This is a genomic window from Mycobacterium sp. E2327 (assembly GCF_001672675.1).
Classification (GTDB): domain Bacteria; phylum Actinomycetota; class Actinomycetes; order Mycobacteriales; family Mycobacteriaceae; genus Mycobacterium.
The window spans coordinates 85,705-110,574 of the sequence record NZ_LZKE01000242.1 but is presented as its reverse complement, the minus strand read 5'-3'; the positions used below and the strand labels follow the sequence as shown (position 1 = coordinate 110,574).

General features: G+C 67.9%; 27 protein-coding genes. 9 read left to right on the top strand and 18 right to left on the bottom strand.

Going from position 1 to position 24,870, the window contains the following annotated elements:
- Window positions 1-80: 80 nt before the first annotated feature.
- Entirely contained in the window at window positions 81-1,787 is a 1,707-nt protein-coding gene (locus A5712_RS28125) for a PE-PPE domain-containing protein (RefSeq protein ID WP_068113217.1), read from the top strand.
- Window positions 1,788-1,800: 13 nt separating this feature from the next.
- On the opposite strand, the gene A5712_RS28120 is transcribed toward A5712_RS28125, so the two are convergent.
- The 8 genes from A5712_RS28120 to A5712_RS28085 form a co-directional block, all read right to left on the bottom strand.
- A complete protein-coding gene (locus A5712_RS28120) occupies window positions 1,801-2,769 on the bottom strand; it encodes an NADPH:quinone oxidoreductase family protein (protein ID WP_068113212.1) in 969 nt (322 codons plus the stop codon).
- Window positions 2,770-2,773: 4 nt separating this feature from the next.
- The gene (locus A5712_RS28115; RefSeq protein WP_068113210.1) at window positions 2,774-3,634 is read right to left on the bottom strand and encodes an SDR family oxidoreductase; all 861 of its coding nucleotides are present in this window, start codon (window positions 3,632-3,634) and stop codon (window positions 2,774-2,776) included.
- 58 nt (window positions 3,635-3,692) lie between these two features.
- Entirely contained in the window at window positions 3,693-5,132 is a 1,440-nt protein-coding gene (locus tag A5712_RS28110) for an aldehyde dehydrogenase family protein (RefSeq protein ID WP_068113208.1), read from the bottom strand.
- Window positions 5,133-5,242: 110 nt separating this feature from the next.
- Complete coding sequence (locus A5712_RS28105) at window positions 5,243-6,169, bottom strand: class I SAM-dependent methyltransferase (protein ID WP_068113206.1); 927 nt, start codon at window positions 6,167-6,169, stop codon at window positions 5,243-5,245.
- Entirely contained in the window at window positions 6,169-7,110 is a 942-nt protein-coding gene (locus A5712_RS28100) for a class I SAM-dependent methyltransferase (RefSeq protein ID WP_068113203.1), read from the bottom strand. Before A5712_RS28100 ends, A5712_RS28105 begins: the two co-directional genes overlap by 1 nt.
- Before the next feature lie 19 nt (window positions 7,111-7,129).
- Window positions 7,130-8,071 carry a class I SAM-dependent methyltransferase gene (locus A5712_RS28095; RefSeq protein ID WP_068113201.1) on the bottom strand — a complete coding sequence of 314 codons (942 nt, stop codon included), beginning with the start codon at window positions 8,069-8,071 and terminating at the stop codon, window positions 7,130-7,132.
- Between the two features lie 72 nt (window positions 8,072-8,143).
- Complete coding sequence (locus A5712_RS28090) at window positions 8,144-8,779, bottom strand: TetR/AcrR family transcriptional regulator (protein ID WP_068113198.1); 636 nt, start codon at window positions 8,777-8,779, stop codon at window positions 8,144-8,146.
- A 2-nt stretch (window positions 8,780-8,781) separates the two neighbouring features.
- Entirely contained in the window at window positions 8,782-9,744 is a 963-nt protein-coding gene (locus A5712_RS28085; RefSeq protein WP_068113196.1) for a pirin family protein, read from the bottom strand.
- Between the two features lie 75 nt (window positions 9,745-9,819).
- Between A5712_RS28085 and A5712_RS28080 the strand changes: the two genes are divergently transcribed.
- The gene (locus tag A5712_RS28080) at window positions 9,820-11,292 is read left to right on the top strand and encodes a chloride channel protein (RefSeq protein ID WP_068113308.1); all 1,473 of its coding nucleotides are present in this window, start codon (window positions 9,820-9,822) and stop codon (window positions 11,290-11,292) included.
- On the opposite strand, the gene A5712_RS28075 is transcribed toward A5712_RS28080, so the two are convergent.
- Both A5712_RS28075 and A5712_RS28070 read right to left on the bottom strand, forming a co-directional pair.
- Window positions 11,289-11,837 (bottom strand): Dps family protein, encoded by a 549-nt coding sequence (locus A5712_RS28075; RefSeq protein WP_068113194.1) that lies wholly within the window; start codon window positions 11,835-11,837, stop codon window positions 11,289-11,291. The two genes, A5712_RS28080 and A5712_RS28075, sit on opposite strands and share 4 nt — an antisense overlap.
- Before the next feature lie 85 nt (window positions 11,838-11,922).
- The gene (locus A5712_RS28070) at window positions 11,923-12,834 is read right to left on the bottom strand and encodes a DNA-3-methyladenine glycosylase (RefSeq protein ID WP_068113192.1); all 912 of its coding nucleotides are present in this window, start codon (window positions 12,832-12,834) and stop codon (window positions 11,923-11,925) included.
- Between the two features lie 86 nt (window positions 12,835-12,920).
- Here A5712_RS28070 and A5712_RS28065 point away from each other — a divergent pair, with 86 nt between their 5' ends.
- Window positions 12,921-13,328 carry a nuclear transport factor 2 family protein gene (locus A5712_RS28065; RefSeq protein ID WP_068113187.1) on the top strand — a complete coding sequence of 136 codons (408 nt, stop codon included), beginning with the start codon at window positions 12,921-12,923 and terminating at the stop codon, window positions 13,326-13,328.
- Here the strand turns inward: A5712_RS28065 and A5712_RS28060 are convergent.
- A complete protein-coding gene (locus A5712_RS28060; RefSeq protein WP_068113185.1) occupies window positions 13,308-13,691 on the bottom strand; it encodes a DUF427 domain-containing protein in 384 nt (127 codons plus the stop codon). The genes A5712_RS28065 and A5712_RS28060 overlap by 21 nt on opposite strands.
- Before the next feature lie 101 nt (window positions 13,692-13,792).
- On the opposite strand from A5712_RS28060, the gene A5712_RS28055 reads away from it, so the two are divergent.
- Window positions 13,793-14,818 carry a hypothetical protein gene (locus tag A5712_RS28055; protein ID WP_068113181.1) on the top strand — a complete coding sequence of 342 codons (1,026 nt, stop codon included), beginning with the start codon at window positions 13,793-13,795 and terminating at the stop codon, window positions 14,816-14,818.
- An 18-nt stretch (window positions 14,819-14,836) separates the two neighbouring features.
- Here the strand turns inward: A5712_RS28055 and A5712_RS28050 are convergent, their stop codons facing one another.
- Window positions 14,837-15,880 carry an NAD-dependent epimerase/dehydratase family protein gene (locus tag A5712_RS28050; RefSeq protein ID WP_068113179.1) on the bottom strand — a complete coding sequence of 348 codons (1,044 nt, stop codon included), beginning with the start codon at window positions 15,878-15,880 and terminating at the stop codon, window positions 14,837-14,839.
- A complete protein-coding gene (locus tag A5712_RS28045) occupies window positions 15,877-16,383 on the bottom strand; it encodes a nuclear transport factor 2 family protein (protein ID WP_068113176.1) in 507 nt (168 codons plus the stop codon). The genes A5712_RS28050 and A5712_RS28045 overlap by 4 nt, the downstream gene beginning before the upstream one ends.
- Before the next feature lie 127 nt (window positions 16,384-16,510).
- On the opposite strand from A5712_RS28045, the gene msrA reads away from it, so the two are divergent.
- The gene (gene msrA, locus A5712_RS28040; protein ID WP_068113172.1) at window positions 16,511-17,026 is read left to right on the top strand and encodes a peptide-methionine (S)-S-oxide reductase MsrA; all 516 of its coding nucleotides are present in this window, start codon (window positions 16,511-16,513) and stop codon (window positions 17,024-17,026) included.
- Window position 17,027: 1 nt separating this feature from the next.
- On the opposite strand, the gene A5712_RS28035 is transcribed toward msrA, so the two are convergent.
- A complete protein-coding gene (locus tag A5712_RS28035; RefSeq protein WP_068113169.1) occupies window positions 17,028-18,368 on the bottom strand; it encodes a cytochrome P450 in 1,341 nt (446 codons plus the stop codon).
- A gap of 154 nt (window positions 18,369-18,522) precedes the next feature.
- On the opposite strand from A5712_RS28035, the gene A5712_RS28030 reads away from it, so the two are divergent.
- Window positions 18,523-19,107: a TetR/AcrR family transcriptional regulator gene (locus A5712_RS28030; protein ID WP_369830443.1), complete on the top strand. Its 585-nt coding sequence runs from the start codon at window positions 18,523-18,525 to the stop codon at window positions 19,105-19,107.
- A 90-nt stretch (window positions 19,108-19,197) separates the two neighbouring features.
- Window positions 19,198-19,410 (top strand): molybdopterin-binding protein, encoded by a 213-nt coding sequence (locus tag A5712_RS28025; protein ID WP_067157920.1) that lies wholly within the window; start codon window positions 19,198-19,200, stop codon window positions 19,408-19,410.
- Between the two features lie 12 nt (window positions 19,411-19,422).
- Here A5712_RS28025 and A5712_RS28020 read toward each other — a convergent pair whose 3' ends face one another.
- Window positions 19,423-20,313 (bottom strand): alpha/beta fold hydrolase, encoded by an 891-nt coding sequence (locus A5712_RS28020; RefSeq protein ID WP_068113163.1) that lies wholly within the window; start codon window positions 20,311-20,313, stop codon window positions 19,423-19,425.
- 27 nt (window positions 20,314-20,340) lie between these two features.
- Window positions 20,341-21,585, bottom strand: a complete 1,245-nt coding sequence (locus tag A5712_RS28015) for a sulfotransferase (protein WP_068113159.1) — start codon at window positions 21,583-21,585, stop codon at window positions 20,341-20,343.
- Between the two features lie 28 nt (window positions 21,586-21,613).
- Here A5712_RS28015 and A5712_RS28010 point away from each other — a divergent pair, with 28 nt between their 5' ends.
- Together A5712_RS28010 and A5712_RS28005 are read left to right on the top strand one after the other, a co-directional pair.
- Window positions 21,614-22,189 (top strand): TetR/AcrR family transcriptional regulator, encoded by a 576-nt coding sequence (locus tag A5712_RS28010; protein ID WP_068113156.1) that lies wholly within the window; start codon window positions 21,614-21,616, stop codon window positions 22,187-22,189.
- Window positions 22,186-23,319 carry a DUF1214 domain-containing protein gene (locus A5712_RS28005; RefSeq protein WP_068113153.1) on the top strand — a complete coding sequence of 378 codons (1,134 nt, stop codon included), beginning with the start codon at window positions 22,186-22,188 and terminating at the stop codon, window positions 23,317-23,319. Before A5712_RS28010 ends, A5712_RS28005 begins: the two co-directional genes overlap by 4 nt.
- On the opposite strand, the gene A5712_RS28000 is transcribed toward A5712_RS28005, so the two are convergent.
- Both A5712_RS28000 and A5712_RS27995 read right to left on the bottom strand, forming a co-directional pair.
- Window positions 23,260-24,303, bottom strand: coding sequence for an LLM class flavin-dependent oxidoreductase (locus tag A5712_RS28000; protein ID WP_068113148.1), 1,044 nt, complete (start codon window positions 24,301-24,303; stop codon window positions 23,260-23,262). The two genes, A5712_RS28005 and A5712_RS28000, sit on opposite strands and share 60 nt — an antisense overlap.
- Window positions 24,303-24,827, bottom strand: a complete 525-nt coding sequence (locus A5712_RS27995) for an SRPBCC family protein (RefSeq protein ID WP_193376383.1) — start codon at window positions 24,825-24,827, stop codon at window positions 24,303-24,305. Before A5712_RS27995 ends, A5712_RS28000 begins: the two co-directional genes overlap by 1 nt.
- Window positions 24,828-24,870: the final 43 nt, after the last annotated feature.

The window sequence follows — 24,870 nt, the reverse complement described above, 5'->3', positions numbered from 1 at the left end:
CCGGTCCAGCGAAGTGGCCGGTCATCGGCTTTGGCGACCTCGTCGGCACCTAACACGAATGCGCCCAGAAAGAGAAGCCGATGACGAGCTTGATCGCGCATCCCCAGATCATGGCGACGGCCGCTGCTGACGCTTCGGCAATAGGATCGGCAATCAACGAGGCCATGGCGGCCGCCGCCGCGTCCACCACGAGTCTGGCGGCGGCGGCCCAAGACGAGGTGTCCGCCATCGCGGCGCGGTTCTTCGGCGCATACGGACTGGAGTACCAGGCGCTGCTGCGGCGGGCGACCGCATTCCACGATCAGTTCGTTGCCGCTTTGAGCGCCGCCGGCAACGCCTACGCGCAAGCCGAAGCCCAGGTGGCCGCCGCGCTCGGCCTCACCGGCGGGGCCGCGGCCCCGGCGTTCACTGCGGTAAGCCAGGCGGCGGACCCCACCGTCGATGCCATTCTGATCATGTCCGGCAGCGGCTTTGCGATACCGCCGCCGGATTTCATGAACCAGGCCTACAGCCTGTACCTGTCGAACTTCCACACGCTGCCGACGAACGTCCTTACGGCTGTCTCCACGGCGGAAGGTCTGTACCCGATCTTCGGAACCAAGGACCTGACGTTGGACATCTCGCTCGCCCGCGGCGTCGGGGCGCTGGACGTCGCGATCACCTCGGTGCTCGGCCCGGCGCCCAGCGCGAAGGTGGTTTCCGTTTTCGGGGTTTCGCAGAGCGCGATCATCGCCTCGATGGAAATGCCGAAACTTCTTGCCGAAGGGTACAACTCGTCGAATGCTTTCTTCACGCTCACCGGCGATCCGGCGAATCCCAACGGTGGCCTGCTGTCGCGCTTTCCCGGTCTGAGCATTCCCAGTGTGGGGATCACGTTCGGCGCCTCGACGCCCAGCAACGATTTCCCGACCAATATTTGGACGCTCGAATACGACGGCTTCGCGGACTTCCCGCGCTACCCCATCGACTTCCTCGCCGACCTCAACGCCTTGTTGGGCATCTCTTATGTGCACGGGTCATATCTGTTTCTGACGCCCTCTCAGCTCGCTACGGCTGTCCCCTTGGGTCAGTCTGGGGCGCCCACGATGACTCACTACTACATGATTCAAACCGAGAACCTGCCGCTGTTGGAGCCGCTGCGGGCATTCCCGATCATCGGCAACCCGCTCGCGGACCTGCTCCAGCCGGACCTGAAGGCGCTCATTAACTGGGGCTACGGCGACCCGAACGTGGGTTGGTCTACGAGCCCAGCCGATGTACCGACGCCGTTCGGATTCCTGCCGCCGCTCAGCGCGACCACGGCGCTGGGGCCCCTCCTGATCAGCGGCACCCAGCAGGGAGTCGGCGCCTTCACCAATGACCTGTCGGCCCTGGCGGGCTCCCTTCCGGGGGCCGGGTCGTCGGCCCTCGCCGCGCTGGCCCTGCCCACCTCGGCATCGATGCCGACGAGCGTCACCGGCGTCATTCAGGGCATCGAGTCGGCGAACACCAACCTCGTCGGCACCCTGACGACCGACTTCTCGACCGCCTACGGAACCCTGCTCCCGACGGCCGACATCGCGACGGCCCTGGCGATCACCCTTCCGTCGTACGACGCCAACTTGTTCCTGAACGGCATCATCGAAGCCGTCAACGGCGACCCCGTTCATGGGCTCATGGATGCGTTCGGTGATCCGATCGCCGCCAGCGTCGGATTGACCACGCTCGCGGGCGGTTTCGAATTCCTAACCATCCAGAAGGCACTACTCACGATCTTGACCGGGGCGCCGAACCCCGCCCCGATCTGATCGCCATTGACCACTAGGGCTCGAGCACCACTTTGCCCAGCACCCCCCCGTCGGCCAGGCACTGTAGCGCGGCCTGTCCCTCCGACAGCGGGAAACGCTGCGGCGGAGGAGGTTTCAGCCCGAGAAAGACCAATTGGCTCAGCCCCCACGCGAACAGGGCGGCCGAACCGGGGACCCTGTTGAGGTATTCGCCCCACGCGACGCCGACCACGCTGACGTTGCGCAGCAGCAACCGGTTCACCTTCACCGTCGGAATGCCGCCCGCGGCGAAGCCGATCACCAGCAGCTTGCCGTCGATCGCCAAGACCCGGATCGCGTCGTCGAAAGCCGGGCCGCCGATCGGGTCGACGACAATGTCGACGCCGCGGCCCTGGGTGTAGTCACGTATCCGGTCCGCCCAGCCGTCGGCCAGCGGCACGACCAGGTCGGCGCCCAGCGCGCCGACATAGTCGATCGCGGCCTCGCGGTGCACCACGGCCAGCACCTTTTTCGCGCCCATCGCCCGCGCCACCTGGATGGCCGCGGTGCCCACCCCGCCGGCGGCACCCAACACCAGGACGGTGTCGCCCGGCCGCATGGCGGCGCGGCGGGACAGCGCGAAGTACATGGTGTTGTAGTTCACCAGCAGCGAAACGGCTTCGGCGTCATCGAGTTCCGCGGGGCTGCGCATCACGTTGGGCACTGGGACGGCCACCTGTTCCGCGTAGGAACCCAGGATTCCGAAGGCCGAGACCCGCTCGCCCACCCGGAAGCCGGAGCCGTCCGGCGCGGACCGCACCACGCCGGCGGCTTCCATGCCGGGGACGAACGGCGGGGGCAGCTTCAGCTGGTACTCGCCCTTGGTCAGCAGCAGGTCCGGAAAGCACACCCCTGCGGCGCGAACGTCGATGACGACGTGGTTGCCGTCGGCGCTGACGTCATCGATATCGGTGAAGACCATGCCGTCCGGACCGGACAGCTCTTGCACCACACAGGCTTTCATGGCCTTACAGCTTGAATCCGGCCTTTTGCGCTGCGGAGAGGTCCGTGATCTCGGCCCAGTGCGCGGCGACGTCCTGCACCGACGGCGGCTGGTCGAAGGTGACGCCCTCATTCTGGAACAGCGCGGTGCGCTGCACCTTGCCGCCACCGACGATGAAAACCGACCCATTGTCGGCGCATTCCTCGGTGCACAGGTACGCCATCACCGGCGCAACGAAATCCGGCGTGAGCTTCTCGAACACCTCGGGCGGCAGGATGTCCTGAGTCATCCTGGTGGCCGCGATCGGGGCGAGCGCGTTGGCGTGGATGTTGTACTTGGCCCCTTCCTGCGCCAGCGTGTTGATCAGGCCGACCAGGCCGAGCTTGGCCGCCCCATAGTTGGTCTGGCCGAAGTTGCCGAACAGCCCGCTGGTGGAGGTGGCGACGACGACACGACCGTAGCTCTGCTCGCGGAAGTGCGGCCAGGCGGCGCGAATGACGTTGTAGCCGCCGTACAAATGCACTTTCAGCACGGCGTCCCAGTTTTCGAAAGTCATCTTGTGGAACGTGCCGTCGCGCAGGATCCCGGCGTTGCTCACCACACCGTGGATGGCGCCGAATTCGTCGAGCGCCGTCTTGATGATGTTCTCGGCGCCCTCGGGCTCGGCGACGCTGTCGTAGTTGGCCGCCGCCCGGCCCCCCGCGTCCTTGATCTCCTTGACCACCTCGTCGGCCATGTTGTGGCCGGCGCCGGTGCCGTCACGTGCCCCGCCGAGGTCATTGACGATGACGCTGGCGCCCTCCTTGGCGAGGGTCAGGGCGTATTCACGCCCCAACCCGCCACCGGCTCCGGTGACGACGATGACGCGATCCTGCACTCCGGGCATAAGGTTCCTCTCTGGTGTGAAACACTGGATCTAGCAAGCGATTTGGTGCGGCGGCGCCTCAGAACATCCTGCGAGCCATCTTGAAGGCCCGTTCGGTGTACGGCGGGTAGATGAAGCTGGACAGGTCGGGTCGGGTCGGCTTGGTCAGCACCGACTTGCGGTGGCTGAACTCCTCGAAGCCGTACCTGCCGTGATAGGCGCCCATGCCCGAGGCACCGACGCCGCCGAACGGCAGCTTGGCCGTCGACACCTGGAACGCCAGGTGGTTGACCAGCATGCCGCCGGCGGGCACCTCCTTGATCACCCGCTCGCGGACGTCTTTCGCCTTGGTGAACAGGTACGCGGACAACGGCTTTGGCCGCGAGTTGACGAAACGTATTGCCTCGTCCAGGGATTGGACCGTGATCACCGGCAGGATCGGCCCGAAGATCTCGTTCTGCATCAGCGGGCCGTCCGGGTCGGGATCGACGACGACCGTCGGCTGGATCCGCAGCGTCGACGCGTCGCAGGCACCCCCGACCGTGACCTTGCCGTCCCCCTCCGAGAGGTAACCGCTGATCCGGTCGAATTGGCGCTGGTTGACGATACGAATTCCCTGCTGCTCCTTGGAGCGCATCTTCGTGATGGCCGCACCGATCTTGTCGACGAGTTCGTCGCGGATCTTCGCGTCGGCCAACACATAGTCGGGCGCGACGCACGTCTGCCCGCCGTTGAGCAGCTTGATCCACGCGATCCGCTTGGCCGCGACGTCCACGTCGGCGTCGGCGGCCACGATCACCGGGCTCTTGCCGCCGAGCTCGAGCGTGCACGGGGTCAGGTGGGGCGCCGCGCCCTCGTACACCTTGCGGCCGATCTCCGTGCCGCCGGTGAACATCACACGGTCGAGGCCCTGCGCGATGAGTTCCTGGCTCACCGCACCGTCGCCCTCCACGACAGTGATCGCGTCGTTGTCCAGGTAGCGCGGCACCAGCTCGGCCATCAACCGCGACGACGCGGCGGCGATTTCCGACGGCTTCAGGATGACGGCGTTCCCCGCGGCGATCGCCCCGACGGCCGGACCCAGCGTCAGGTAGAAGGGGTAGTTCCAGGCGCCGATGATCAGCACGGTGCCGTAGGGCTCGTACTCGATCCAGCCGCGCCCGGGCCGCTGCGGCAGCTCCAGCCGTTGGTAGCGGCGGCGCGTCCACTTCCGCAGGTGCTTGGCCGCGTACTTCGCTTCACCGGCGGTCGTCGCGATGTCGGCGATGTACGACTCGAATTTGTTGCGGTCCAGATCCGCGGCGAGGGCGGCGCCGATCGTCTCCTCGTTCTCCTCCATCAGCTTTTGCAGTTGCAGCAGCTGCTGCCTGCGCCACTCGACGTCGCGGGTGCGCCCGGAGGCGAATGTCTTGCGGAGCCGTGCCACCGTGGCGGGGATGTCGACCGTCTGAGCGGGCGCGCCGTTCGTGGATTGGGTGGATTCCGACGCTTTCTGTGCAACCGATTCGGTGGTCATCATTGTCCTTCCCGAGCAGAGTCGCCCGCTGCAGTGCGGGTGGCCGCTCATCGGTGATAACCGCGATCCTAACCATCCGGTTGGGGGAGCAGTTAGGAAGGATCCGCCCTAGCTCAAGGTTTGCTTGCCGTCACGAAGCTGTTCGTGAACGGCCGCTCCTCCGACTGCGGCGCGCGGCACAGCCGCAGGCCCTCGTCGCGCGCGGACACCGTACGCGTCGCCCAGCCGTGGGCGGCGAACCAGTCGGCGGGCTCGGGGCGTCCCTCGTCGTCGAACCAGAGGTCGAAGGGGTTGAACGAGGTGTCCTGGCCGCGCGCCGCGCGTCTGTCCCGCAACTCCTGCCACCTTTGCTCGGCCTCGCGCCGCTTCTCCCCGTCGACGCCGAAGATTTCGACCGCCACCCGGCTGCCCGGTCCGCTCAACGCGTCGATGGAGGCGAACATGGCCTCCTGCGCGGCCGCCGGCAAAAACGGCAGCAACCCCTCGGCGAGCCATGCCGTCGGACGGGTCGCATCGAACCCGGCGTCGCGCAGCGCCTGGGGCCAGTCGTGGCGCAGGTCGACGGGCACCGGTCGCCGGTCGACGACCGGGGCGGCCCCGTGCGCGGCGAGCGTCTCGGCCTTGTACTCGAGCACCTTGGGCAGGTCGATCTCGTAGACGACGGTGCCGTCCGGCCAGTCGAGCCGGTAGGCCCGCGAGTCCAGACCGGCCGCAAGGATAACCACTTGGCGGATCCCGGCGCTCACCGCTTCGGCGAAGTACTCGTCGAAGAAATGAGTCCGCACCGCCTGGTAATTGATCATGTGCCGGGAGTCGACCGTGAAATCCGCGGCCTCGTCGTCGGGATCCGGCGTCCACCAGGCGGCGACCTGCTCCCGAACCCCCTCGAGTTCGGGAGTAGACACCAGCACCTCGGCGAACGGGTCCGAGATCAGCGGGTCGGCGCTTGCGGTCTCGGCGGCGCGGGCCAGCGCGACCATCACCGCGGTCGCCCCGACGCTGGTGGCGATGTCCCAGGAGTCGTCCGCGGTACGCGGCATTACAGCCTTTCGGCGATCACGAAGTCGGAGAACGCGTCCTTGTCGTCGGTCATCGGGACGTTCTCGATCAGGCGGCCCAGCCGGCGCATCGCGTCGATCGAGTGCTCGGCCGTCGCGCGCCAGCCGTGTTCGTTGAGCCACTCCGCGACGTCCGCGCGGTGGTCGTCGCGGTACATCAGCTCCCCGACGTCGACGGTCTCCTCCAGGCCGATCTCGTCGGCCACCTTCCTGAAGCGTTCGCGCATCTGCTGCCGCCGCTCGTCGGCGTGGTTGGGTGCGGTTTCGGCCGAAACCCGGCTGCCGGCCGGGCTCAGCTCGCCGATCAGGGTGAACAACCGGTCCTGGGCCTCGGCGGGCAGGTACATCAACAGCCCCTCCGCCAGCCACGCCGTGCGCTGCGTCGGGTCGAAGCCGGCGGCGCGCAGCGCGGCCGGCCAATCCTGACGCAGGTCGATGGCCACCTCGCGGCGGTCCGCCGCGGGGGTCACGCCGTTTTCGGCCAGGGTGGTGGATTTGTAGGCCAGCACCTCGGGCTGGTCGAGCTCGTACACCGTGGTGCCGGCCGGCCAGTCCAGCCGGTAGGCGCGCGAGTCCAGCCCCGACGCCAGGATGACGATCTGGCGAATCCCGGCGGCGACGGCGTCGGCGAAGAAGGTGTCGAAGAAGTGCGTCCGCACCGCTTGGTAGCCCCGCATGTGGTGCAGGTGGGCCGCGGAATCCTCGTCGAGGGCCTCGACCTTGGCCGCGATCTCCGGGTCCAGCATCGCCTCCCACAAGACCCCGGCGCCGGCGCCCTCGACCAGCAGCCGGGCGTACGGGTCGCGGATCAGCGGGTCGGGCCGTTCGGTTTCGACGGCGCGGGCGGCGGCCACCATGACCGCGGTGCTGCCGACGCTGGTCTTGATGTCCCAGGTGTCGTCGTGGGTGCGCAGTGAGCTCATCGCGTTGCTTGCTCCTTCATCAGCTGTTCGATCCGCCGAGACGCGCGCGCAGCAGCGTGCTGCGGACGGCCTCGTCGTCCAGGTCATCGGGAACGGGGCGGCCCAATCGGGCCATCTCGTCGCGGTTGTTCACGGCGTCCACCTGCCAGCCGTGGTCGGTCAACCAGGCAATGGGGTCGGTGCGGTCGGGCTCGTGGAAGGTCAGCGCCTGCACGTTGACGTCCAGGCCGAGCCGCTCCCGCATCCGCAGCCAGCGTTGCGAATTGCTTCGCGAGTTCATGCCGAACGCCTCGATGGCGACCCGGCTGCCCGGCGCACTGAGCGCGGTGAACATCTCGAACAGCCGGTCCTGGGCGTCGCTCGGCAGGTACGGCAGCAAGCCCTCGGCGAGCCACGCGGTGGGCTGGGTGCGGTCAAAGCCGGAGGCGGTCAGGGCCGCGGGCCAGTCGTCGCGCAGATCCACCGGAACCGGCCGCCGGGTCGCGGTCGGCACCGCGCCGTGCTGTTCCAGCGTTCGGGTCTTGTACTCGAGCACCTTGGGCTGGTCGATCTCGTACACCGCGGTGCCCGGTGGCCAGTTCAGCCGGTAGGCCCGCGAGTCCAGCCCGGCGGCCAGGATCACAACCTGCCGAATCCCGGCGTTGACGGCCTCGGCGAAGTATTCGTCGAAGAAGTGGGTGCGCACCGCCTGGTAATCGATGCCGAGCCGGTGCGCGCGTTGCCCCTGCGGATCGCCGTCGAGCCAGGCCAGCTCGGGGTCGGCCAGCCGCGCCCAGGCGTCACCGGCCGACGACACCAGCAGGCGGGCGAACTCGTCACGGATCAGCGGGTCCGGACCGGCCGTTTCCGCGGCGCGCGCAGCGGCCACCCCGAGCGCGGTGGCGCCGACGAGTTCGGTGATGGTCCAGCTGTCACCGTCGGTCCGAAGGGAAGGCGGTAAGGAGGCGTCCACATCAGTCATGACGCAACCATGCTACCGAATAAGTTAGTTAGCCTATGCGCTTTGTGCGCAACTTCACTGCACCCGACCGGGTCAGGCCTCCGGCCGCCAGAGCGCGCCTTCCAGCAGCCGGCGCAGCACGTCGCTGATCGCGAGGATCTCTTCATAGCTGCGGATATAGCCGGCGTAAAACCCGACACCGCAAAGCACGATTATTAGTGTCTCGACCAATGCGGCCGCGTCGATATCGGGCGCGACCTCTCGGCGCTCGATTGCCTCGTTGACCGCCGACGCCAGAAATTCGCGGCTAATTTTGACCGAATCAATTTCAGCTCCGCTTAATTCCGGATGCCGTTGCGACTCGAGCACCGCGGCAATCAGAAATGCCGAGACGGCGGGATTGTCGGAGTTTGCCCGCACCGCGGCGGTGATGAACGCCGTGAGCCGGCCCGTCAGCGTTTTCTCGCCCTCCGCCTGCCGCATCCCCGCGCCGATGACGAGGGCGTTCGTCTGCTTCAACACCTCGCGGTACAAGAGCCGCTTGGTCGAAAAGTAATGGTTGATCGCCGGTCGGGTCAGGTCGGCGCGGGCCGCGATCGCCTGGAACGTCGCGCCGTCGTAGCCGCGCTCGGCGAATACCAGGCGAGCCGCCTGCATGATCCGCTGTCGCGTCTCGTCCGCCTTTGCGGCGGGGGGACGTCCCGGCCGGCGACTCGCCGTTTGCGGCATTTCTAGAGTGTGCCACCGCCACGGTGGGGCATTAGCGCATTTGGCGGAATAGTGCCGAATTTTCCGGCCTGGTAGTCCTCTAGCGCCTCGATCAATTCGGCGCGGGTGTTCATCACGAAAGGCCCGTAGTGGAATACCGGCTCACGAATCGGCTGACCGCCCAGCAGCAGCACATCGATCGCCTGCCGGTCGGCGCCCACGGTGATCCGGTCGCCCGGCCCGAGCACCGCCAGTTGGCCCGAGCGGATCGGGTGGCGCACCGGACCGACGTATCCGTCGCCGGACAGCACGTAAACCAGCGCGTTGAAATCGCGCCGCCACGGAATGTTGAGCCGGGCGCCGCTTTGGATCGTCGCGTGCGCCAGCGTGATCGGCGTGTGGGTGATCCCCGGACCGCGCTGACCGCCGATCTCACCGGCGACGATGCGGACCAGGGCCCCGCCGTCGTCCGACGCCACCAACCCCGCGTCGCCGCCCTCGATGGCCTGGTATCGGGGTGCCGCGAATTTGTCCCGCTTCGGCAGATTCACCCAGAGCTGGACGCCGTGGAAGAACCCGCCGCTTTCGACCAGTTCGGCTGGCGGCGTCTCGATGTGCAGGATTCCCGAACCCGCCGTCATCCACTGGGTCGCGCCGTCGGTGATCAGGCCGCCACCGCCGTGCGAATCCTGGTGCGCGAACTTGCCGTCGATCATGTAGGTGACGGTTTCGAACCCGCGGTGCGGATGCCAATCGGTGCCCCTGGGTTCACCCGGCTGGTACTCCACCGCGCCCATCTGGTCCATGTGCACGAAGGGGTCCAGGGCGGCGGTGCTGACCCCGGCGAACGCGCGGACCACCGGGAAACCCTCGCCCTCGTAGCCGCGTGGTCCGGTGGTGATCGACCGGACGGGCCGTTCGGTGTCGGCGGGACCTGGGGCGCCGACGCGCGGCAGCGTCAGGGTGTCGGCGGTTATAGCCGGCATGTCTACCTCCTTGATTAGAGCTATCCCTATAACCGGACCGAAGTCCGGTTATTCCCCTCTGCCTAAGATGACGTGGTGCCCGGGGAAGAATCGACGGATGAGGAATCCCAGCCCGCGGAAGCCCCGGCCCGTGCCGCAGGTGGCCGCTTCGGGGCATCGATTCGCAAGTCGGGCTACGTGCAGAAGTGGCTGCTGCTGGGCGTCACGATCGGCGTCATCGCCGGCCTGGGCGCTGTTGTCTTCTACTTCGCGCTGAAGTACACCGCCGAGTTTCTGCTTGGCTACCTGGCCGGTTACCACATCCCGACGCCCGTCGGGGAGGGTGGCGCCCACGGGTCGACGGGCTTCAGCCGGGCGTGGGCCATCCCGCTGGTGACGACGGGCGGCGCGTTGCTGTCCGCGTTGGTCGTGGCGAAGCTGGCCCCGGAGGCCACCGGCCACGGCACGGACGAGGCCATCCAGGCCGTCCACGGCAATCCCCGCGCCATCCGCTTTCGTGCCGTGCTGGTGAAGATGGTGGCCAGCGCGCTGACCATCGGCTCGGGCGGCTCGGCCGGCCGCGAGGGCCCGACCGCGCAAATCTCGGCGGGCTTCTCCTCGCTGCTCGCCCGGCGGCTGAACCTCTCCGACGAGGACGGTCGGACGGCGGTGGCGCTGGGCATCGGCGCCGGCATCGGCGCAATCTTCGCGGCACCCCTGGGTGGGGCGGTGCTGGCCGCGTCGATCCCCTACCGCGACGACTTCGACTACCGCTACCTGCTCCCGGGCTTCATCACCTCGGGCACGGCCTACGCGGTGCTCGGGGCATTCCTGGGCTTCGATCCGCTGTTCGGCTACATCGATGCCGAGTACCGCTTCGAGAAGGCGTGGCCGCTGCTGTGGTTCGTGGTGATCGGTCTGGTCGCGGCGGCGGTCGGCTACCTGTACGCCCGCACCTTCCATGCCACCGTGCGGCTGACCCAGCGGCTGCCCGGCGGGGCGGTGCTCAAGCCGGCGCTGGGCGGACTGCTCGTCGGGCTGCTGGGACTGCTGCTCCCGCAGATCCTGAGCAGTGGCTACGGCTGGGCCCAGCTGGCGGCCGACCGCACGTCGCTATTGGCGATCCCGCTGTGGGTCGTCGTCGTCCTGCCGATCGCCAAGATCGTGGCCACGTCGCTGTCGATCGGTACCGGCGGATCCGGCGGCCTGTTCGGACCGGGGATCGTGATCGGCGCGTTCGTAGGGGCCGCGGTGTGGCGGCTGGGCGAGCTGTCCGGGCTGCCCGGGGTGCCGCACGAGCCCGGCATCTTCGTGGTGGTCGGGATGATGGCGTGCTTCGGCAGCGTCGCGCGCGCACCGCTGGCGATCATGATCATGGTCGCCGAGATGACCGGCTCGTTTTCGGTGGTGCCGGGGGCGATCCTCGCCGTCGGGATTGCGGCTTTGGTGCTGTCGCGCAGCAACGTCACCATTTACGAGGCGCAGCGGCTCAACCGGGAAGCCGCCGCGGCCGAGCGCGCGCCTCAGCCCTCGACGGTCGCCGAAGGCGACTCATCCGCGGATAGCTAAGACTCGCGCCGCGCGCTGCTCGCCGCGTCCTTTTCGGTGCTCGCGCCCTCATGGGCCAGCGCGCCGCCCGCGCTTTCCAGATGCGCCCGGACAAACCATTGGAACTTCTCCAGTTGTCCCGCCTGCCCGATCAGTAAATCCTGGGTCACCGGGTCGAGTTCGTCCGTCTCGTCGATGGATTGGCGGATGTCCTCGACGACGCCGTTATAGACCAGATCCAGCGCGGCCAGATGCGCCTGGACCGTGTCGCGGCCGACCGAATAGTCGTCCCACGAGCGATCCCTGATGATCGCGCCCGGCGTGCCCTGCGGCGAAGCCCCAAGTGCCGCAATGCGTTCGGCGACGTCGTCGGCGAAGTTGCGCACCGCGTCCACCTGGGGATCGATCATCTCGTGCACGCCAATGAAGTTCGGGCCCACCACGTTCCAGTGGATGTGCTTCAACGTCAGATGCAGATCGTTATAGGTGCTCAGTTGCTTTTGCAGCAGTTCGGTCAGTCGCGCCGCCTGCTTGTCGGTCAATCCCGGAATAGTGAACTGAGTCATTGCTTTCCCTAGCTTCCTTCCCTGCGGTTCGCACACGGTACTGCCCTGCTGGGTACCCGAAGACCCACTTGGAAAACACCGTGGGTCAGAGGGTGTGGATTTGCTGCACCGGCAGCCTGGCGCCGCGCCGCGGCTCGTACGCCAGCCCGCTGGCCTCCAGCAACCGGACCACCCGGTGGCGGTGGGGGCGCATCGGTTCGAGCAGCTCGAGCATCACGGCGTCGTCGACGGGGTGGCCCAGCAGCGTCCAGCCGATCATCTTGGGGATGTGATAGTCGCCCACCGAGACGGCGTCGGCGTCACCGAATGCGCGCTGCGCGGTTTCGGCGGCGGTCCACTCACCGACCCCGGGCAGGGAGGTCAAAGCCCGGCGGGCCTCCTCCGCCGGCCGCGACACCAGCCGCTCCAGCGAGGCCGCCCGCCGCGCACAACCCACCACCGTCTGCGCCCGCCTCGGGTCGACGTTGGAGCGGTGGAACTCCCACGACGGGATGTGCCGCCACACCTCGGCCGACGGCGGCACCCGCATCCCGGTCGGCGCCGGTCCGGGCGCGGGGGTCCCGTGCTTGGACACCAGGACGCGCCAGGAGCGGAACGCGTCGGCGCCCGGCACTCGCTGCTCGATGATGGCCGGGATCAGGGCCTCCAGCACGCGTCCGGTGCGGCCCAGCCGCAGGTGCGGGACGCGTTGGTGGGCGGCGGCAACGATCGGGTCGCGCGGCTCGAAGTCCGACGCGTCGTCATCGGCGCCCAGCACCGCGGGCAGCATCTCGATGAACTCCTGAGCACCACCGCCCCAGGCCTCGCAATGGGCCGCGTTGGCGGCGGCGCGGCTGATCCGCGCCGTGACGGGCCCACTGGGCAGCAGGCTGGTCCGCCAGATGGTGCCGTCGCCGGGCAGCCGGAAGCACGGGTCGCGCGGACCGCGCCGCAGGGGCGCAAGGGTGTGCCCGAAGCTGGCCGCCCCGGGGAAGGTGACCGTCCGCGCGTTCTTCACCCGTTCACTCTGCAATCTTCAGTCACAGCGAGCTCCAAGGACCATGCTGTTTGACCGGCAACGATGTCCCACGACAATATTGCGATGTGATGACGCCATTCGATGGCCCGCACACGGAGCTCGCCTGGATGTTCCTGCAGAGCCTGACCGAGGGTGCCGACCTGGACGAGGGCTTTTCGCTGCTGAGCGACGACTTCACCTATTGGAGCCTTTACACCCGGATATCGTTCGACAAGGCGACATTGCGGCAATCGGTCGAGTGGCGCAAACGGACTTTGGATCTCACCGTCGAGCTGCGCAGTTGCTTCGCCGACGGCGACACGGTGGTGGTGGAGGCCCAGGCGTTCGGCACCAACACCGACGGGGTCGAATACGACAGCCCCTTCGCGTGCATCTTCGAGATACGCGACGGGCTGATCGTCTCGATGCGCGAATACAGCGACACGCGCGCGCAGGAGCGCGCGCTGCCCAAATCACCCAGTGGGGGCTACTGAGATCTCGGCCTTGTTCGGGTAGAAGGCGACGTGCCCCGCGATCGCCGCGACGGCGGGGTAGGGCTGCTCGTACGTCCAGATCGCGTCGACGACGGTCTCGCCCGCGGAGGTGGTCACGCTGTAGTAGCTGGCGTCACCCTTGAACGGGCAGTGCGTGCTGGTATCCGTGCGGGTGAGCCGGTCGGAGACCACGTCGCCTATCGGAATGTATTGCACGGCAGGTAAACTCGCTTCGCGCAGCTCCAGCGCCGCGGTGGTGTCGGCGACGAGTTCGCCCTTGACGCGCACCTGCACCCGGCCTTTCGTCGGCTCGATGGTGATCGGATGCCCGGCGCTCGGTTCTTTGATTTCCGGGTGGGTCATGGGTTCCTCCTCAGACGCGGATGCAGGTTGCAACACCAGGCCGTGCCCAAGACTTCCCGCCTGCTCTGCTTAGGTCGAACATCCGAGGGTATGCGCTCGCTATGAGACTCGCAGTTCTCGATGTCGGCTCGAATTCGGCGCAGCTGCAGGTGGTCGACGCGATGGCGGGCAGTCCGCCGCTCCCGGTTCGCGCCGTCAAGGAGCACACCCACCTCGGCGAGGAGCTGGGCGAGGACGGCTCGATCTCCAAATCAGGCATCGCCCATGTGACTTCCGCCGTGGAGCAAGCGATTTCCGCGGCGCGCGACTTCGATGTCGAATGGCTGTACCCGTTCGCGACGGCCGCGATTCGCGATGCCTCTAACCGGGAAGCGGTGCTGGACCACATCGAAGATCGGTGCGGGATTCGGTTGCAGGTGCTTTCCGGGGAGCAAGAGGCTCGCCTGACCTATGGTGCCGTCCGCCGCTGGTACGGATGGCAGGCCGGGCGGATGCTCATCATCGATATCGGCGGGGGCTCGATGGAATTGGCCTTCGGTCGGGACCAGGCGCCCGACTTCGCCCTCTCGTTTCCGCTGGGGGCCGGCCGCGCCACCCGCGAGTTCTTCGGCTCCGCGCCGGTGCCCTCCGGCAAGCAGCTCAAGGCGCTACGAAAACGCGTCGAGAGCGAGCTCGGTGACGTCGCCGACCGGATCATCTGGGAGGGGAAACCGGGCCAGGTGGTCGTGACGTCGAAGACGTTCCGGCAATTGGCGCGGTTGTGCGGCGCCCCCAAGATGCGCAAGGGCCCGTTCGTTCGCCGCACCCTGGCGACCGCGGACCTGGCTCGCTGCCTGCCCCGGCTCAAACGGATGACCCCGGCCGAACGCGCCCGGTTGCGCGGCGTGTCGACGGCGCGGGCGGGACAGATCCTGGCCGGCGCGATCGTGGCCCTCGAGACGCTGCGCTACCTGCAGATTCCCACCGTGCAGGTGAGCCCGTGGGCGCTGCGCGAGGGCATCATCCTGCAACACCAGGCCGCGTTGACGCAGACGAGCGAACTGCCGCTGCATCCGCTGCATCTCTCCTCGTCCGCCGCGGCCGGCGACGCGGTCGTCACGACCTTGCCGCCGCGGCCCGCGAACTGAACCGACGACGGGCGCAGGCTAGTCGGCCTGGGCGGCGGTGCTGTCCTTCGTCGCGGATCGAGCGGACTGCGCTCCCTTCAGGGCGGCCCAGAACCGGGCCGCCTCGCGGATCGATTCCTCGACCGGGCGCGGCTGCCAGCCCAATTCGCGCATCGCCTTGCTGCTGTCGACGGGGGCTTCGGCGCGCATCATCCGCACCGACTTGAGGCTGAGTTCGGAGTCCTTGCCGGTGAGTCGCGCCCTCAGGGTGCCCATCGCGGCCAGGGCGTAGAGCACCGGCACCGAAATCGAGCGTCGCGGCGGCGGCACGCCCGCCTCGTCCGCCGCGATTCGGACGACGTCATTGAGCGCGAACATCCGCTCGGAGACCAGGTATCGCTCCCCGATGCGGCCGCGCTCGGCGGCCAGGATCATGGCCCGCGCGGCGTCGTCGACGCCGACGACCTCCAGCTGGATGCCGTTCATCAGGAAGGGCAGCTTGCCGAAGACCGCGCCGGCGATGAACGCGCCGTGCGGGGTGCCGCCCCAGTCCCCGCTGCCGTACGTCGTCGAGACGCACATCGCGACGGCGGGCAGCCCGGCCTCGGCGACGTAGCGCATCACCAAATCTTCGGCCTGGACCCGGGATTGGACATACGGAGTCAGGCCGCGTGGGTCGATCACGTCCTGTTCGGTCGCCACGTGCCCGTGTCGCCGGCCCACCGTCGCGTAGGTGCTGGTGAAGACGAACCTGCGTAGGCCCGGTTCCTTGACGGCGACGTCGAGGACGTTGCGCAGGCCGTCAACGTTGGTGCGGAACAACGGCGACGGGTCGCGCAGCCAGGCGCGCGTGTCGACGACGCAGTAGTAGACGTCGTCGACGCCGTCCATCGCCTCGCGCACCGTGTCGGTGTCGAAGACGTCGCCCTGAAAGCGGCTGACCTGCAGGTCGTCGATGCTGCGGGTGTTGGCGTTCGGGCGCACCATCACCCGCACGTCGGCGCCGTCGGCGACGAGTTGGCGGGTCACATGCGAACCCAGAAAGCCGTTGGCGCCGATGACGAGCTTGGGTTTCGCGCTCACTGTTGCCCGCCGTTCTGTTCCATCCAACGCGCGGCGTCGTCGTCGAGGGTGCCCAGCTGCTGCGCCTTGCGGCACCACTTCAGCGCCGCCCGCAGGAAACGCAGCGGGTTGTAGATGTCTTCTTCACGACTCCACAGGCCGTCGCCGGCATACGTGATGATCGTGATGTTGGTGGCGCTGATGACGCTGCCGTCGCCGGGGTCGCGCATCGGGTTGTCCAGTTCGAGGATGACCCGCCCGGTGGGCGCGTCGATGACCGACCACAGCGTGGGGAACGCGACCATGTGGCTGCCGGGGAAGGTGGTCATCGTCTGCTTGATCCACTCGCGCACCTCGTCGCGACCGTGCATGGTGCCCGCCGCGTGCTCGATGTATTCGACGTCCGGCGTGTACTGCTCGACCCAGGCGTCCCAGTCCCGGGTCTCGGCGGCCCGGGCGACCGTTTCCTCGAATTTCTCGAAGGCGGCGGCGAGTTCGCTGTGCGAGAACGTGGCGGTAGTCATGCCAGAACTAGAACACGTTCTATTGACGTTTGTCGAGCATCGCCCGCGGTCGCCAGCCACGGCGGCGATGCGGAATAATCGGAGGATCGCTTCGGGTTGCGGTGCGAGAGGGCAAGGAGGGGCAATCATGACGGATCCTCAAAAGGCGATTCTCGCCGGCGGCTGCTTCTGGGGCATGCAGGAGCTGATCCGCGAGCAACCCGGCGTGATCTCTACGCGGGTCGGCTACACGGGCGGCGACGTCCCCAACGCGACCTACCGCAATCACGGCACGCACGCCGAAGCCATCGAAATCGTCTACGACCCTGCGGTCACCGATTACCGCACGCTGCTGGAGTTCTTCTTCCAGATCCACGATCCGACGACGAAGAACCGCCAGGGCAACGACATCGGGACCAGCTACCGCTCGGCCATCTTCTACGTCGACGACGAGCAGAAGCGGGTCGCGCTGGACACCATCGCCGACGTCGAGGCGTCGGGCCTGTGGCCGGGCAAGGTCGTGACCGAGGTCAGCCCCGCGGGCGATTTCTGGGAAGCCGAGCCCGAGCATCAGGACTACCTGCAGCACTACCCCAACGGGTACACCTGCCACTTCGTGCGGCCCGGCTGGAAGCTGCCGCGCCGAGCAGCGGCCGGCAGCTGATTCAACCCCCTGCGGCCCGCCGCCGGTGGACGACGATGCGCCCGCCGTTCTTGGGGGTATAGGCGACACCGCGGGAGTGCCAGCGCTCCCCCGGCGCCGTTGTGGTCTCGATCGTGAAGTCGCGCAGCACCGTTCGTAACACCACGTCCATCTCCATGTTGGCGAACGCGGCCCCCACGCAGCGGCGGGTGCCCCCACCGAACGGGATCCATGCGAACGTGGATGGCTTGCCGCCGATGTAGCGCTGCGGGTCGAAGCGCTCCGGGTCGGGATAGATGTCGGGATCGTCGTGGATCTGCGAGATGCTCACGATGATCGAATCACCTTGGGGGAGAACCCATTCACCGAGCTGGAAGGTTGGCGGAAAGACGCGGCGGGCGCAGAAGAGGATGACCGTCCTGGCCCGCTGGACCTCCAGGATCGTTGCCTGACGCAGCTCGTTTCCGCCGTTGTCGGCTTCCTCCACCAAGGCGGCCAGCACGTCGGGGTGGCGGGTCACCCGCTCGAACGCCCACGCCAGCGTGGCCGCCGTCGTTTCGTGCCCGGCCGCCAGGAGCGCGAGCAATTCGTCACCAATGTCCTTGTGCGACATGGGGGAACCGTCGTCGTAGGTGCTGCGCAGCATGAGCGCGAGCACGTCGGTGCGTTCGGCGAAGTTCGGATCGGCCCGCTCGTCGGCAATGAGCTTGTCGATGATGACGTCGTATTGGCGTCGCCACCAGTCCAGCCGGCCCCATGGGGTGAACCGGCCATATGTCCGTTCGGGTTTCGGCAATACGGCTAAGCGTGAGCCCAGGGTGACCCACGGCGGGATGAGACGGCGCAGCTCGTCCAGTTCGGCGCCGTCGGCGCCGAAGACCGCGCGCAGGATGGCGTTGAGCGTGATGCGCATCATCGAGTCCAGGGTCGGGAAGGGCCGGCCCTCCGGCCAATTGGCCGTCTCGCGCAGGGTCTCCTCTTCGATGATGGCCTCGTAGTTCTTCATGCTCTTGCCGTGGAATGGCGGCGCCAGCAACCGTCGCCGCTGGCGGTGCTCGTCGCGGTCCAACGCGAACACCGAACCGGAGCCGAACATCCGGCTCAGGTTGGGCTGAATGTTGCCGAGCTCCTCGGGGCTGGTGGTGAACACCTGCTTCGCCAGCTGCGGGTCACACACGATCACGGCGCGACCGAAAATCGGGATGGTAAGGGTGAAGACGTTGCCGTAGCGGCGCGCCAACCGCTTGATCATCCCGCGCCGCGAGATCGCGAAGCCGATGCCGGACAGCGGCTTTGGGATTCGGGCCGTCGGCGGCATTCTGACGGCGGGGGTCCCCGACGGGGCGGTCACGACGTCGCTCATTGCCTTGCTGCTCCCCTTATCTCTCCCCGGGTTCGGGAGCGGTACCGCGGTGTACCAAAACCTTTCCCGATACGGTACTCTGTGGTACCAAGCCTGACAAGGTCCGTATTCACCGAAGGGGGCGGCCGTGACATCAGCGGTTGACGACGCGGTCGTGGCCGACCCGTCATCGGATCCCTTTCGACTCCGGCTGCTCGACGGCCTCGCCGCCTCGATCGGCGAGCGCGGCTACCGCGCCAGCACGGTCGCCGACATCGTCCGCCACGCCCGCACGTCCAAGCGCACCTTTTACGACCAGTTCGCGAGCAAGGAAGAGTGCTTCCTGGAGCTGCTGCGGGCCGACATTGAGAGCCTGGGCGAGAACATCGCCGCGGCCGTCGACCCGGAGGCCGACTGGCATCTGCAGATTCGCCAGGCCGTCGAGGCCTATGTCGGGCACATGGAGGCCCGCCCGGCGATCACCTTGAGCTTGATTCGTGAGCTCCCGTCGCTGGGCGCCGTCGCCCGCCCGGTCCAGCGCCGCGGGGTGCAGCTGCTGTCCAACCTGCTGATCGACCTCAGCGCCAGCCCGGGATTCCGGCGCGCGGAGCTGCCGCCGCTGACCGCGCCGCTGGCCGTGATCCTGTTGGGCGGCCTGCGCGAGCTCACCGCGCTGGCCGTCGAGGACGGCAAACCGGTGCGCGGGATCGTCGAGCCGGCAGTGGACGCGTCCATAGCCCTGCTCGGGCCGCGTGCCTAGGCTCGATTGCCCGCCTCCTCCTCCCGCCACTCCGCGGCGGGCATCGTCGCCGGCCTAGGCTCTTCGCAGAAACCACAGACGGAGGATGCGATGCGGCTATCGACCCGGAACCAACTCAAAGGAACCATCACCGAGGTCGACCTCGGCGCCGTGATGGCGATCGTGAAGGTGAAGCTCGACGGCGGCGATCAGATCGTCACGTCCTCGGTCACCAAGGACGCGGCGGTCGACCTCGGACTGGCCGTCGGTCAGCCCGCGACGGTGTTCATCAAGTCCACCGAAGTCACTATCGGCGTCGAATAGCGCTGCAGCGGTTTACGTTTCGCCGCGAAGGAAGGCGCGCAGCCGGTCGAGCACCAGCTCGGGTCGCTGCTCGACGATCCAGTGGCCCACGCCGTCGACCAGCTCGACCTTGAAATCGCTTATCCGGTCGCCGTATCCGTCCACCAGGTCCGGTGTCAGCACCGGGTCTTTCGTTCCACACAGCCAGCGGACGGGCACGTCGACGCGGGCGTCGTCGTATTCGCCGCGCATCCAGCCCAGCACCTCCTTCGTCTGGAAAGTGCGATACCACTTCGAACCGGCCACCGCGTGCCCCGGCTGGCGCATGCACTCGATGTAGAAGCGGACGTCGTCCTCGGGCACCAGGTATCCCCCGCCGACCCAGGACGCGAGCAGGCGGTAGAACCTGGCCTTGGGATCGCCGATCACCCGCGGACCGATCACCGGCAGCATGATCGGGATCTGGTACCAGAACCGCCAGATGTTGCGAAGCATCGTAATGTCGCGCTTCAGGTACGGCGCAGCGGTGTTCATGCCGAAGAAGCCGGTGACCTTTTCCGGGTGGCGCAGCATCATGATGAACGCGATCGGGCCGCCCCAGTCGTGGGCGGCGAGCGTGACCGTGGCGACCCCCAGCCGGTCCAGCACCGCGGCGAGGTCGTCGGCCATGTCGTTCTTGCGGTAGTCCGAGCGGGGCGCCGAGCTCCAGCCCGCGCCGCGCAGGTCGGGGCACAGCACCCGGTAGCCGTCGGCGGCGAGCGGAGGGATCAAATCGTGCCATTCCCACCAGTTTTGGGGGAAGCCGTGCACCAGCATCACCGCCGGCCCATTTGCCGGGCCCGCGTCGGCGACGTGGATCGTCAACCCGTCACCGAGTTCCACGTACCTGTGTTCGACACCGTTCAACGCGGGCATAGCGACCATGAGTTGAAAACGTAGCCGACCGCCGCCTCAGCTTAAGAACCGGTCGACGTATGGCGCGAAGCGCTGTCGCAGGGCGTCCTCCGTCAACCCGAACATCTCGTACGACGTCTCGACGTTGCCCAGCCGGCCGCGCTGATGCCCCGCCAGGTAGCCGGCGACCGCCGCGCGTGCCTGGTCGGTGAACGGTTCGCCGGCCAGCCCGTACACCCGCTCGGCCACACCGAGCTCGTCGGCCATGAAGTCGTCGAAGCGGATGTCGACCGAGCGGTCGGGGCCGATCGTGTCGCGGTCGCGGACCAGCGCGCTCAGCATGTGATCCAGGCGGTCGACCCACTGCTCCGCGATCTGCCCAACCGGCACGGGCGAGCGGTGCATGCGCGCGGAGTAGGTGATCATCGCGATCATCGACAGCGCCACCGGGACCGGATCGCGATGCGTGAACACCACGATGCTGCCGGGAAAAACTCGATCCAGCACCGGCACCTGCTCGAGATGCTGCGGCGACTTGAGCAGCCAGCGCCGCCCGCCGCGCAGGAACTGCATGGCCTTGAGCTGCCTGGCCAGGTAGCGGTAATGGGGCGTCTGATCGTGCGCCTGGTAGTAGCCGCGCCAGCGCGGCGCCTCGGCGAGGGTCTCGAAGAGCATCGTCGAGAAGTCGTTGGCGAGCAGCTGGATTTCCTCGTGCACGTGGTCCGTGGTCATCTCGTGCATCAGCGGGAAGTGGGGCATCACCGTGTTGATGACCGAGACCCCGACGTCCATCCGGGTGCGCCGTGGATCCGGCTCGATTCCCTCCTCAGCCGGCAAGGGAAACGGTTCGACGCTTTCCCAGTACGGCATGGTGCGAAACGTGGGCGCCGCGGCGAGCAGGTTGTGCAGGTGGGTGGTGCCGGTGCGGGGCAACCCGGCGATCACGATCGGCGGTTGCAGGTCGATGTCGTCGATCTCGGGATGCCGGCGCAGCAGGTCGGTGAACAGCAGCCGGTTCTTCAGCAGTTGCACCAACTGCGCGAAGAAGTTGACCGCCCCGGCCGGATGCAGCCCGTCGATGGACCTCAGGTCGGCGAGGTAGACGTCGAGTCGTTCTCGGTAGTCGTCCGCGCCGAAATCGTCCAGGCCGGTATCGGCACTGGCGCGCAAGTGCAGGGCGCCGGCATTGAGCGGACAGTCCGCGGCCATGGTGGCCATCATGTCCAGGATCTGTTGGGCCTCGGCACCAAATCGGGGCAGGGCCAGGTCGTCGAGGGGAACTGAGCGAACGGCTTCGGTCACGGCGACTTATGTTACTCTGAGTTTCGTAATGACGATAGACTTCGGCCGACCCCGTGACCTGCGTATCGACGCCGCCGTGCTGCGCGCGACCGTCGAACTTCTCGCGGAAACCGGTTACTCGGGCCTGTTGGTCTCGGCCATCGCCGAGCGGGCCGGCACCAGCAAGCCCGCGATCTACCGGCGCTGGCCAAGCAAGGCGCACCTGGTGCACGAGGCGGTGTTCCCGATCGGCGCCGCGACCGCGATTCCCGACACCGGGTCGCCGCCCGACGACCTGCGCGAAATGGTCCGCCGCGCAATGGCTTTCCTGACGACGCCGGCAGCCCGCGCGGCGCTGCCGGGGCTGGTCGGCGAGATGGCCGCCGACCCGACCCTGCATTCGGCGCTGCTGGAGCGGTTCGCCGACGTCATCGCCGGTGGCCTGGCCGAGTGGCTGCAGGCCGCGGCCGCCCGCGGCGAGGTGCGGGCCGACGTCAGCGCCGCCGAACTCGCCGAGGCCGTCGCGGGCCTGATTCTGGTCGCCCTGCTCACCCGCGCCAAGGAACTCGACGACGCGTGGGTCGACCGCACCACCACGCTGCTACTGAAGGGAATCAGCACATGACGCACGACTCGACGGCCGCGTGGCAGGAGCTGCTCGCCGCGCTCGGCACCCTTGACCGCTCCTTCCTCGAGGGGGACCGCGCCGTCACCGACGATCGCCACATCGCCGACGGCTACCGCATGCTTGCCGCCACACTGGGCGTGGCCTTCGACGCCTACCTGTTTCCCGAGCCGGGCCGCCCGCAGTTCGTCGCGGTGAACACGCCGTTTCGGCGCGACCGTCGGTGGGGCGGCGACAACACCGACGCCTACTACTTCTTGTGCCCGGTCGACCCGAAGCGGCGCTACCGCATCAGCGGCAATCGCGGTGACAGCGTGTACTTTTCGGTGACGGCCTACAACGAACCCTCGCCCGGAGCGTGGTCGGACCGGGTCGTCGCGATCGTCCGCGACAGCGACCTCGATGTCGACGCCGACGGCAACTTCAGCTTCGAATTCCCCCCGACACCGGATGCGGCCGTGCTGATGACCCGCGACTACCAGGCCGACCCGCTGACCGGCCGCCCGGTCGTGTGGAACATCGAGGCGCTCGACGAGCCCGATCCGATCCAGCATGGCGACGCCGAGACCGCGGCGAGCCTGCGGGCGGCGGCCACCTGGCTGCGCACGATGTTCGCCATCGTGCCGCTGGCCGTCGGCACTCGAGCGGACAAGGAGCACGCGTTCGGGCACGAGACCGCCCATGCGGCAAACGAATTCGCCGATCCCTACCAGGTGCCCGACGCCAACTTCGGCTGGTCGGCACGTGACGCGTGCTATTCCTACGGCAGTTTCGTGCTCGACGACGACGAGGCGCTGGTCATCACGCACCGGCCGCCGGCCTGCCGGTTCTGGAACATGGTGGTGTGGAACCAGTTCATGGCCACCTATGGCGCGGCCGATGCCCGGTGTTCCATCAACGGCAGCAGCGCCGTGCTCAACGGCGATGGCACAGTGACGATCGTGTTGTCCCGCGGCATGACAACCCACCCGAATTCGCTGACCACGCTGGACTATCCGCGCGGCAACCTCGCGTTCCGGTGGTTCCTGGCCGACGGTGTGCCGGCGCGGCCCGAGGTGAAACTCGTGAAACTACGCGACCTCGCGGACCAGCTCGATGGCTCGGCCCAGAGTGCCCAGCTTGGCCTCTAGCGTTTCCCCGGCGGGATACAGCCGCACAGTGTCGACGCCGGCGTCGCGCCAGACCTCGAGCCGCGCGCGGACCATCTCCTCGGTTCCGATCAGCGTGGTGGCCAGCACCATCTCATCGGTCACCAACCCGGCCGCGCCGTCTCGGTCGCCCCGCTGCCACCGCTCTCGAACCTCGGCCGCGACGTCGGCCCAGCCTTGCCGGCTGTAGGCCTGGTTGTAGAAATTGGTGCTCGACGACCCCATGCCGCCGAGGCTGAAGGCGAGCTCCTTTTTGCGGCCCGCGATCATGCCGCGCAGCTCGTCCTCGTCGGCGGCGAAGGCGACCTCGGCTCCCTGGCAGATGTCGACGTCGGCGCGCGTGCGGCCCGCGGCCGCCAGCCCGTCGTCGAGGTGGGAGAAATACGCGTCGTCGGAGCCCTCCGGAACGAAGCTGGTGCCCAGCCATCCGTCGGCGATGCGCCCGGTCAGCCGCAGCATCGCCGGTGACAGCGCCGCCAGGTAGATCGGAATGGCGTGCTCGGCGCGGGTCGACAGTCGCATGGGCACCGCCTCACCGCCGGGCCGGGGAATCTGAAACTCCTTGCCCGAGTGCGAGATCTTGTCCCCCGCGAACACCTGCCGCACGATGTCGACGGTTTCGGCCATCCGCGCCAGCGGTCGGTCGAACGCCACGCCGTGCAGGCCCTCGATCACCTGCGGACCCGAGGCCCCCAGCCCGAGCAGGAACCGCCCGTTCGACAGGTTCGACAGCGCGATCGCGGTCTGGGCGACCATGACGGGCGACCGGACGCCGAGCTGCAGGACGCCCGAACCGAGCAGCATCCTCTCGGTCCGCGCCGCGAGGTAGCCCAGCGCCGAGGGCGCGTCGGCGCCCCAGGCCTCGGCCACCCAGCACACGTCGAGGCCCAGCCTTTCCGCCTCGACGGCAAACTCGACGACTTCGGCTGCGGCGCGGGACAATTCCACCGTCGTCGCGGTGCGCATCAACGCACCCCGTGCTCGGCGAGCCTCTTGAGCGCGGCGAGCGTCTTGCCGATCGCGCCCTCGAACTCCCGCATGCGCACGAAGACGATCTTTTCCTCTTTGTCCGGCATCGAGTCGATGGCCACCGACAGCCCGGACCGCCCGGGTCCCATCTGCATCCAAAAGCTCAGCAGGGTGCCGCCGTCGCGGGGCGTCAACCGGAATCGCCAGGTCGCTGAGGGATTGTCGGGTTCGCCCACGGCCCAGGCGAATACGCGTGGCGCATCGCACGCGACGATCTGCGAGGTGGTGCTCCACTGGCCGAACGCGTCGTGCTCGTTGTGTCCGACGAAGCGGGCGCCGATTCGGGGCCGGTCCGAGCCGTCGGCCCACTCCACCGCCTTCAGCTCGCTGCTGAACGTCGGCATCAGCTCGATGTCGGAGACCAGATCCCACACCCGCTCCGGGTCGGCGTCGATCCACGTCGAGGCTTCCACCGTGGGGGTGTCCGCGTAGCGTGCGCCGGTCCATTCCACGGACCTCATTGTCCCCCCGAACGGTCCCGAGGCAATGCCTCGGGACCGAACG

Coding starts and splice junctions, on each gene's coding strand:
- A5712_RS28125 (WP_068113217.1), top strand. CDS start 81: ATGACGAGCTTGATCGCGCATCCCCAGATCATGGCGACGGCCGCTGCT.
- A5712_RS28120 (WP_068113212.1), bottom strand. CDS start 2,769: ATGAAAGCCTGTGTGGTGCAAGAGCTGTCCGGTCCGGACGGCATGGTC.
- A5712_RS28115 (WP_068113210.1), bottom strand. CDS start 3,634: ATGCCCGGAGTGCAGGATCGCGTCATCGTCGTCACCGGAGCCGGTGGC.
- A5712_RS28110 (WP_068113208.1), bottom strand. CDS start 5,132: ATGATGACCACCGAATCGGTTGCACAGAAAGCGTCGGAATCCACCCAA.
- A5712_RS28105 (WP_068113206.1), bottom strand. CDS start 6,169: ATGCCGCGTACCGCGGACGACTCCTGGGACATCGCCACCAGCGTCGGG.
- A5712_RS28100 (WP_068113203.1), bottom strand. CDS start 7,110: ATGAGCTCACTGCGCACCCACGACGACACCTGGGACATCAAGACCAGC.
- A5712_RS28095 (WP_068113201.1), bottom strand. CDS start 8,071: ATGACTGATGTGGACGCCTCCTTACCGCCTTCCCTTCGGACCGACGGT.
- A5712_RS28090 (WP_068113198.1), bottom strand. CDS start 8,779: ATGCCGCAAACGGCGAGTCGCCGGCCGGGACGTCCCCCCGCCGCAAAG.
- A5712_RS28085 (WP_068113196.1), bottom strand. CDS start 9,744: ATGCCGGCTATAACCGCCGACACCCTGACGCTGCCGCGCGTCGGCGCC.
- A5712_RS28075 (WP_068113194.1), bottom strand. CDS start 11,837: ATGACTCAGTTCACTATTCCGGGATTGACCGACAAGCAGGCGGCGCGA.
- A5712_RS28060 (WP_068113185.1), bottom strand. CDS start 13,691: ATGACCCACCCGGAAATCAAAGAACCGAGCGCCGGGCATCCGATCACC.
- A5712_RS28055 (WP_068113181.1), top strand. CDS start 13,793: ATGAGACTCGCAGTTCTCGATGTCGGCTCGAATTCGGCGCAGCTGCAG.
- A5712_RS28045 (WP_068113176.1), bottom strand. CDS start 16,383: ATGACTACCGCCACGTTCTCGCACAGCGAACTCGCCGCCGCCTTCGAG.
- msrA (WP_068113172.1), top strand. CDS start 16,511: ATGACGGATCCTCAAAAGGCGATTCTCGCCGGCGGCTGCTTCTGGGGC.
- A5712_RS28035 (WP_068113169.1), bottom strand. CDS start 18,368: ATGAGCGACGTCGTGACCGCCCCGTCGGGGACCCCCGCCGTCAGAATG.
- A5712_RS28025 (WP_067157920.1), top strand. CDS start 19,198: ATGCGGCTATCGACCCGGAACCAACTCAAAGGAACCATCACCGAGGTC.
- A5712_RS28020 (WP_068113163.1), bottom strand. CDS start 20,313: ATGGTCGCTATGCCCGCGTTGAACGGTGTCGAACACAGGTACGTGGAA.
- A5712_RS28010 (WP_068113156.1), top strand. CDS start 21,614: ATGACGATAGACTTCGGCCGACCCCGTGACCTGCGTATCGACGCCGCC.
- A5712_RS28005 (WP_068113153.1), top strand. CDS start 22,186: ATGACGCACGACTCGACGGCCGCGTGGCAGGAGCTGCTCGCCGCGCTC.
- A5712_RS28000 (WP_068113148.1), bottom strand. CDS start 24,303: ATGCGCACCGCGACGACGGTGGAATTGTCCCGCGCCGCAGCCGAAGTC.
- A5712_RS27995 (WP_193376383.1), bottom strand. CDS start 24,827: ATGAGGTCCGTGGAATGGACCGGCGCACGCTACGCGGACACCCCCACG.